Annotated in this window: 5 protein-coding genes and 3 pseudogenes; 4 read left to right on the plus strand and 4 right to left on the minus strand. The window is 71.1% G+C overall.

Features of this window, described 5'->3' with window-relative positions; all coding sequences use genetic code 11:
- Positions 1-42: 42 nt before the first annotated feature.
- From ACZ6ZT_RS30450 to ACZ6ZT_RS30460, 3 genes are all read right to left on the minus strand, one after another.
- Positions 43-2,025 (minus strand): APC family permease, encoded by a 1,983-nt coding sequence (locus ACZ6ZT_RS30450; protein ID WP_469723361.1) that lies wholly within the window; start codon positions 2,023-2,025, stop codon positions 43-45.
- Positions 2,026-2,849: 824 nt separating this feature from the next.
- On the minus strand, positions 2,850-3,017 hold the full coding sequence (locus tag ACZ6ZT_RS30455) for a hypothetical protein (protein WP_469723362.1): 168 nt from the start codon (positions 3,015-3,017) through the stop codon (positions 2,850-2,852).
- 46 nt (positions 3,018-3,063) lie between these two features.
- On the minus strand, positions 3,064-3,804 hold the full coding sequence (locus ACZ6ZT_RS30460) for a DUF4097 family beta strand repeat-containing protein (protein WP_469723363.1): 741 nt from the start codon (positions 3,802-3,804) through the stop codon (positions 3,064-3,066).
- Between the two features lie 154 nt (positions 3,805-3,958).
- Between ACZ6ZT_RS30460 and ACZ6ZT_RS30465 the strand changes: the two are divergent.
- A pseudogene (locus ACZ6ZT_RS30465) lies at positions 3,959-4,182 on the plus strand (IS5/IS1182 family transposase); the annotation flags it as partial.
- A 237-nt stretch (positions 4,183-4,419) separates the two neighbouring features.
- Here ACZ6ZT_RS30465 and ACZ6ZT_RS30470 read toward each other — a convergent pair.
- Positions 4,420-4,518 (minus strand): annotated as a pseudogene (locus tag ACZ6ZT_RS30470) (RNA polymerase subunit sigma-24); the annotation flags it as partial.
- 170 nt (positions 4,519-4,688) lie between these two features.
- On the opposite strand from ACZ6ZT_RS30470, the pseudogene ACZ6ZT_RS30475 reads away from it, so the two are divergent.
- The 3 genes and pseudogenes from ACZ6ZT_RS30475 to ACZ6ZT_RS30485 all read left to right on the plus strand — a co-directional run bounded on the left by ACZ6ZT_RS30475 (position 4,689) and on the right by ACZ6ZT_RS30485 (position 7,221).
- A pseudogene (locus tag ACZ6ZT_RS30475) lies at positions 4,689-5,065 on the plus strand (hypothetical protein).
- A gap of 354 nt (positions 5,066-5,419) precedes the next feature.
- Positions 5,420-6,991: an alpha/beta hydrolase gene (locus ACZ6ZT_RS30480; protein WP_469723364.1), complete on the plus strand. Its 1,572-nt coding sequence runs from the start codon at positions 5,420-5,422 to the stop codon at positions 6,989-6,991.
- Between the two features lie 98 nt (positions 6,992-7,089).
- Complete coding sequence (locus tag ACZ6ZT_RS30485; protein WP_469723365.1) at positions 7,090-7,221, plus strand: hypothetical protein; 132 nt, start codon at positions 7,090-7,092, stop codon at positions 7,219-7,221.
- Positions 7,222-7,691: the final 470 nt, after the last annotated feature.

The raw sequence follows: 7,691 nt of genomic DNA on the forward strand, positions 1-7,691 counted from the left end.
CGGCGGCCTCCGCAAGCGCCCCGGGCAGACTCGGCCGACTCCTCAGTCGCCGACGTGGATGCCCGGGCGCCGGTCCGGGTCCGGCTCGTGCTTGCGGATGATCTCGCGGGTGACGGGTGCGGTGTCGCCCCGGCCGAGCAGGAAGTAGCGGAACATGTGCCGCAGTGGGCTGCCCTCAGCCCAGGCGAAGTAGCAGTGCGGCCTGACTCCCGTGGTGTCGCGCAGGGCGAGGAGGACCGCGGCGATCGCGTTCGGCGCGGCCGGCGCCTCGGCGCGCAGGATCCGGTAGCCGTCGACCTCGACGCCGCGCACGGTGAGGGTCTCGCTGAAATCGGAGGGGTCCACGACATCGATCTCCAAGAAGATGACGTCGGCCGGTCCGGGGACGGGGTTGGAGCCGCGCTGTTCGAGTTCCTTGCCGGCGTACTCGGCCCGGTCCCCCGTCTCGCGGCGGTTGGCGATGATGTTGATGGAGTTGTCGTGGGCGAGGGTATCGGTGACGAACCGGCGCGCTGCCTCGTCGAAGACGATCCGGTCGGCCCGCAGTTCGGTGGTGCGCGAGACGCGCGAGATCAGGGATACGACGATGATGCCGGCGATGAACATCCCCGAGATGGTGATGCCGTCGGGCTTGTCGACGATGTTGGCGATCAGCGCGTAGAGCAGGACGGCGGTGAGTACCGCGAACCCGGCGGTCGTGGCGCGCTGGCGGCGGCGCAGGGCGGAGACGGTGACGGCGAAGGCTCCGGAGACCATCATGGCGAGGATCCCGGTGGCGTAGGCGCCGGCCTGGGCGTTGACGTCGGCGTCGAAGCCGATGGTGATGCCCACGCACAGGGCGGTGTAGACGAGTACGACGGGCCGTACCGCCCGCCCCCATTCGGGGGCCATGCCGTAGTCGGGCAGGTAGCGGGGCACGATGTTGATCAGGCCCGCCATGGCGGAGGCGCCCGCGAACCAGAGGATGAGGATGGTGCTGATGTCGTAGACGGTGCCGAAGGCTTCCCCGACGTGTTCGTGGGCCAGCCAGGCCAGCGCACGGCCGTTCGCCGCGCCGCCGGCTTCGAACTCCTTGTGCGGGATGAGGACCGTGGTGACGAAACTCGCGGCCAGCAGGTAGACGCTCATCACGAGCGCGGCGGTGGTCAGGAGTTTGCGGGTGTTGCGGATCCGGGACTGCAGGCGCTCTTCGGGGTCGTCGCCCTCGGCGGCGACGAGCGGCATCATGCTCACCCCGGTCTCGAACCCGGACAGGCCGAGGACGAGGAGGGGGAACGCCAGCAGTGCCGGGCCCGCGAGGTCGCCGAGGCCGCCTCCGCCTTCGGCGAGGGCGTCCGTCCACGCGGACCAGGCGCCGGGGGTGGTGAACACGTCGAACACTCCGACGCCGATGGTCACCGCGTTCAGCAGCAGGAAGACGGCGACCAAGGGGATGGCCACGCTGACCGCCTCGCTGAACCCGAGCAGGAACACCCCGCCGAGGAGCAGCAGCATCGCGACCGTGATGGCCACTTCGTGGCCGTGCAGGGCTTGCGGGAAGAACGGGTTCTCGACGACGTGCACGGAGGCGTCCGCCGCCGACAAGGTGATGGTGATGATCCAAGAGGTCGCGACGAAGCCCAGCAGGACGAGGACGAACAACTTGCCCCGCCAAAAGGGCAGCAGATCTTCCAGCATCGCCACCGAGCCGGCGCCGTGCGGGCTTTCGCGCGTCACGCGCCGGTACATCGGCAGCATGCCGAGGAGGGTCAGCGCGACGATGACCAGCGTGGCCAGCGGGGAGACGGCGCCGGCGGCGAGCGCGGCGATCGCCGGTACGTAGGCGAGGCTGGAGAAGTAGTCGACGCCGGTCAGGCACATCACCTTCCACCAGGCGTGGGGTTCGGAGTGCCCTTCACCGGCCGCCGGCCCGACCGGCTGCACCCGGTGTCGCAGCAGCCACTGCGCCAGCCCTCCGCTGGGCTGCGGTCGCAGAGCGGGGCTGTCCACAGCCTCCGGCACGGCCAGTTCGTTCGTGTCCTTCATGTCCCCCATCAACCTTCCGGCCCGGAGCGCCGGGCGTGACCGTCGTCGCGGCCACGTACCCACGACGACGATCACCGAGTATGCGGCCTGCCGCCCTCGACGGCCCCGCCGGGGGCGTCACTTCTCCGGGAATTCCGGAGCGCGGGCGGAGTGGTGCGGTCCGAAGGACCGCCATTCCCGCCCCGGGCAGTGCTGGCCCCGCGCCCGTCACGATGTCCGTGCCGGGTGGACAGAGCCAGGCCCGGCTTGGGCGGTGCCGGCGGAGGCGGCTGCCGCATGGTGCACCGGCGGGCCGCCATGCGGTTGGAGGGCAGCGACGCCGGGAATCCGGCGGCATACCCGGGGGCCGCGCTGGCAGGATCGACGGCATGCTCATCACACCGCGCCGGCGCCGACCATCGGACTGACTCGCGTGGACTGACCGTCCTGCCGACGGTGACCGTGGTGGCGGTCTTGGGAGCGCCGGCCTGAACGGCTCCGGTCGCGTCGGCGAAACAGCTCGCGGCGGACAGGACCCACTGGGGGGGCGACGAGGGTGCCCGTGCAGGCGCGTTCGGCGTTGCCGATGACGATGCTGGCGGTGTGGGAGTGGGCGGCCGCGTCGGTCGGGGTTCTCTGGAGGGCATGCGCAGGCGACGCCAGCAGGTCTCCGGCCACTGCTGCGACGTCGGCGGCGCTGCCGATCCATGCTCTGCCTCTACGTACGTTCGACTGACGTTCTCCGAAAATCGAGTCAGGATGTTCCGGCCGCGCGACACGGCGGACGGAAAGGTGGTCGAATGCGGCGGTCCGGCGGGATCTCCCCACCGGCCGTCGGCGCAGGGCTAGGAGGAGACGGTGATCTCGACGAGGACGTGATCGCGGCGCTCGGGGTCGGCTGCTTCTCCCCCGCCCTTCCACTCGTTCGGGGCTACCGTCACGTTCTGCTTGCTGCCCTCGGCGGTCAGCGTCACGTCGGCCTCGTGGGTGGCGTCGCCCTTCATCCCGTACACCGCGGGAACCTCCAAGCTGCCTGATCAGTGGCCGCTCTGAAGAAGGTCATGAGCCTGCCGACTCCACGGTCAGGTCACCATTGGTTGTGGACAGATCCAAGTGGTACTCGCCCGACGGGTCGTTCTTGAACGCCACCTTCTTGTCGCCGTGGGAGTCGTTCGCCGAGATCTGGTACTTGGCGGGCGGGGCCGTGATCGTGAGGCTGCCGCTGGTCGTGCGGGCCTTGATGTTCTGTGGGGTGGCCGTCCGGATCGTCACCTCGCCGTTCGACGTCTGCGTGTCGATGTCGCCGCCCTTGGCGTCCTTGACGTTGACGTCACCGTTGGACGTGCGCAGCTTCACCGGGCCCGTCGGGCTGTTCACTACGATCTTGCCGTTGCTTGTGTGCACGTCGACCGTGCCGACATCGGTCAGTGTGAGGCTGCCGTCGGACGTGCCTCCCGTCACCGGAAGACCGGCGGGCACCTTGACGACGTAGTCGACCCCGCAGTTCTTGCCGCAGCCGGAGAGCGTCAGGACGCCGTTCTCGACGCTGAAGGACGTGCCAGTCGGCTTGGCGCCACGATAGTTGACCTTGCGGTGCACGGAGGTCGTTGAGGTGTCCGTCGAGGCGTCCACCTTCACCCCGCCGTTCCCGCTGTCGAGACGGATCGAGGTGATTTTCTGGGGCATCTTGGCGTCGTCCTCGAAGGTCTTCTGGCCGAGGGCCGAGCACGCGGAGAGCCCGCCGACGGTGAGAGCAGCCAGAGCCCCTGCTGCAAGGAGGCGCGTCTGTAGGCGTCGCATGAAGTTCCCCCGTATGGAGCGAGTTGGATCGGTGATCAGTCACTGCGAATTTATGCAGCCACAGCCCCGCCCACGATGGGGAAAACCCCCCAATGCCGGGACTGGGACGACCCTCACGGCGGCCACAGCCGCCGTGAGGAGCTCGCGTGACTTGGAGAGACATCGCCGGTGGTCGGCGGACGGCACCTGGGAAAGATCTTCCGGGCCGTCCAGGCCAAGGCCGACTCCCAGGGGCGCATCGACTGGAGCATGGTGAGCGTCGACTCCGCCTCGTGCCGGGCCCACCAGCACGCCGCTGGTGCACCGCGCAGAACACCGCCGATCCCGAAACGGAGATCGACTCCGCGGCAGCACCGCTCCGACGACCCGCTCGGCCGGCGTCATCGACTCCAGGACGACGAGGAAGGCCATGGCCACCGACTCGCCCAGCACGATCTGGTGGGCGGGGTCCGCGGGGCTGCCGGGTCCGGCGGTACCGCCGCCAGCGTGGTCCCACTCGGAGCGGTCGGGCAGCGGCTCGGGCAGCCACGCGCCGACGTAGCGTTCCCGGCGGGCCCGCGCCGAGCCGAGCAGGTCCAGACAGATGCGGCCGGTCACCGTCGTCAGCCAGGCGCCGGGGAAAAGGATCTCCTCCTGCCGGCTCCGGGGCAGCCCGTACCAGCGTGCGTAGGCGTCCTGCACGGCGTCCTCGGCCTCGGTCACCGAGCCGAGCATCCGGTAGGCCACGTTGATCAGTCGGCCGCGCTCGCCGGCTATCCCGTCCGTGCCGCCCCCGACAGTCCCATGCCTCCGGTGCCCCCCGCCTTACCTTTCGCAGCCCTGTGTCGTCGGCCTGGTGAGACCTTGTCGACCTGCTGCCCGAGGGCGGAAATGGGGACTGTGACATGGCCACTCAGATGACGGCGACGGCGACCGCACACCGCGGCTCCTCGTTCCTGCGGATCGCGATCGCCCTGCAGACCCTGACCATCTTCCTCCAGGCGGTCTCCGCCGGACTGCTGCTGACCGAATCCTACGGAGCGACGCTGCACGATGTCGGGGCCCGCGTGATGTACGGGGTGTCGATGCTCTGTACCTGCTCGCGGCCGTACTGGCACGGAAGCCCGGCGGCGGCTCGGCCCGGCCCGTCGGGTGCGCGGCGGGGTTCCTGGTGCTCGCCTCGGTCCAGGCCGTGTTCGGCATCGCACACGTCCCGTCGGTCCATCTCCCCCTGGGCGTGCTGATGTTCGGCCTGAGCATGCTGGCGCCGGCCCGGCGCTGAGGTCCGAGGCGCCGCCCATGTGACCTGCCACCCCGGCCGCGGGCCGGCCGCCGCACTCGCTTGACCTGGCGGGGAGAAGGACAAGCTGCCCTGTTGCCCAGTCGTCAGCGGAGCGCGTCGACGCTGCCGGGTCCAGGTCTCGACCGCGCATGCTTCTCGATTCGTCCCCGAGTAGGAGGTGCCAAGGCCGACGGTCTCCTTCCGGAGGAGGAGGCAGGGCCGGGCCGCAGGTCCCGGACCAGGGGGTGGACGGGGCCGGGGTCCTCGTGCCCTTGGGCGATGTGCCGTACCAGGGCGGGTTCCTAGCCTCGGATCATGCGATCACACGAAGCGGACGCTGCTCAAGAAGCCCCCATGACCACTGTCAGCCCCGCCGCACGCCGCGCCTTGGCCGTAGGCCTCACCCTCGCCGCATGCCTCACGTCCTCCCCCGTCCTGGCCACGGCCGCCGAGGCCCCCGCCCAGGACAGCTCCGGGGCCGGACTGGACCGGTACTACCGCCAGCACCTCGGCTGGGGCAGCTGCATCAAGGGCCCCGACGACACCACGGGCCGCGATCTGGACCGGGCAGGCGTGCAGTGCGCCGACGTGACCGTGCCCCTGGACTACGCCGCCCCCCGGGGGCGCACGATCACCGTGGCGGTCTCCCGGCTCAAGGCCACCGACACCCGCCACCGCATCGGCGCGATCCTCCTCAACAACGGCGGTCCGGGCGGTCCCGCGCTCCAGTCCCCGCCGCAGGCCCGGGCGTCGATGAAGGAGGTCGGCGCGCGCTACGACATCGTCGGCTTCGACCCGCGTTTCATCGGGCGCAGCACCGCGCTGGACTGCGGCCTGCCCGTCGGCATGACCTGGCTGTCGGCCGGCACCGGCCGGGCGGGCTTCGACCGCCAGGTCGCCCTGCAGAAGAGCCTGGCCGACAAGTGCCGGGCCACCGACGCCGCGGCGCTCCCGCACATCACCACCCGCAACACGGCCCGCGACATGGACGTCATCCGCGGCACGCTCGGCGAGCGGAAGATCTCGTTCCTGGGCTACTCGTACGGCACCTACCTGGGCACGGTCTACACGCAGATGTTCCCCGGCCGGCACGACCGGATGGTGCTGGACGGGGCGATCAACCCGAGCGACTACCGCCCCCGGCTGCTGAAGGGCACCGAGCGCGAGAACGAGAAGGCGTTGTCCGACTGGGCCGCCTGGGCCGCGGAGCGCCACGACACCTACGGTCTCGGCCGCAGCCGCGCCGAGGTGCTCGCCGCCGTCGACCGCACCGCCGCGGCGGCCGCGCGCGGTCCGCTGACCATCGGCGCCGGCGCCGATGCCTTCCGGATCGATGACAGCCAGGTGCCGCTCCTCCTCTTCTCGGGCATCGCGGACGACAGTGCCCCGGCGCGGGCGTCGTTCGGCGAGCTGGTTTCCGTACTGGTCAAAGCCGCGGAGGGCCGGCCGACGACGGTGCCGCCGATGCTCGTCCCGGAGCTCCGGTACGTGCTGCGCGGTGAGGGCGAGCCCACCGGCGCGCAGTCCGCCGTCATCTGCGGGGACGTGGCCGCCGCGCGCGATCCCGAGCTCTACTGGCGGGACATCGAGCGCAACCGCGTCGCGCACCCGCTGTTCGGGGCTCTGACCAACAACATCAACCCGTGCGCCTTCTGGGACGCGCCGCGCGAAGAGCCCACCCGGGTGCGGCGCGATGCCCCTGCCCTGATCGTCGCCGCCACCGGTGATCCCCGTACGACGTACAAGGGAAGCGTCGAGCTGCACAAGCAGCTGCCGAGCTCCAGGCTGGTCACCCTCGAGGGCGCCAACCGGCACGCCCTCTTCGGGCGCTACGGCAACGCGTGCGTGGACGACCAGGTCAACCGGTACCTGGCCACCGGCAAGCTGCCGGCGAGGGACCGGACCTGCGTCAAGCAGGCGGGGTAGCGGTCTAGGCTGCACGTTCCTGGTGCGCGGGCCAGCAGCATTCTGCGGTTGCTCGTCGCGGTCTCGGTGAACACCGACTTGTGGTGATCCTGCACGGTGTGCTCGGAGGCGAACAGCTGGCCGGCCCCGGTGTGCTGATCCGGTCCCGGCCCGTCAGCTCCACCGGCCGCCCGCGCCGGTACGCGGTCCGCCCGCGCCCCGATGGCCTGCTGCTCGGGTGGGAGCGGTGACGGAGCGAGCCGTGGCCGCTGAGACGTGGGGGCCGTCGGGAACCGGGGCGCTGGGCGGGGTGGTCAGGGCGCGCAGCGTGGCGCCGACCATGCGGCCCGGGTGCTGACAAGGAGGGCGCACTCCCGCTCGGAGCCTAGGGCCGTTCCAGTACCCGTCGGTGTTGTGCGGGACCGGGTCGGCCGCCGATCGTGGAGGTGAGCAGTTTCCCTGCTGCGGCACGACGACCAGCCCGGCTGACTCCCCCGTGCCCCCGGCACACCCCTTCATCCAAATGGTTCCCACCACTGGACACCGCCGTGCGGGAGCACGGGCAGCTCCGGCGACCGCGGACGGAAACGGGAACGGGAATGGGCGTTGGGGCGCCCCCCCCGGGGGGGGGGCCCACCCCCCCCCCCCCCCCCCGGTTCCCGGGGGACCACCGGGACCCACCGGCGCGGGCGCCCGGGGGGGGGGCGGCGGAAACCAGCAC

It is taken from the genome of Streptomyces sp. NPDC102258, from assembly GCF_055584685.1.

Excerpts from the sequence above, each read along its gene's own strand:
- ACZ6ZT_RS30480 (WP_469723364.1), top strand. The coding sequence starts at position 5,420 with ATGACCACTGTCAGCCCCGCCGCACGCCGCGCCTTGGCCGTAGGCCTC.
- ACZ6ZT_RS30450 (WP_469723361.1), bottom strand. The coding sequence starts at position 2,025 with ATGAAGGACACGAACGAACTGGCCGTGCCGGAGGCTGTGGACAGCCCC.
- ACZ6ZT_RS30460 (WP_469723363.1), bottom strand. The coding sequence starts at position 3,804 with ATGCGACGCCTACAGACGCGCCTCCTTGCAGCAGGGGCTCTGGCTGCT.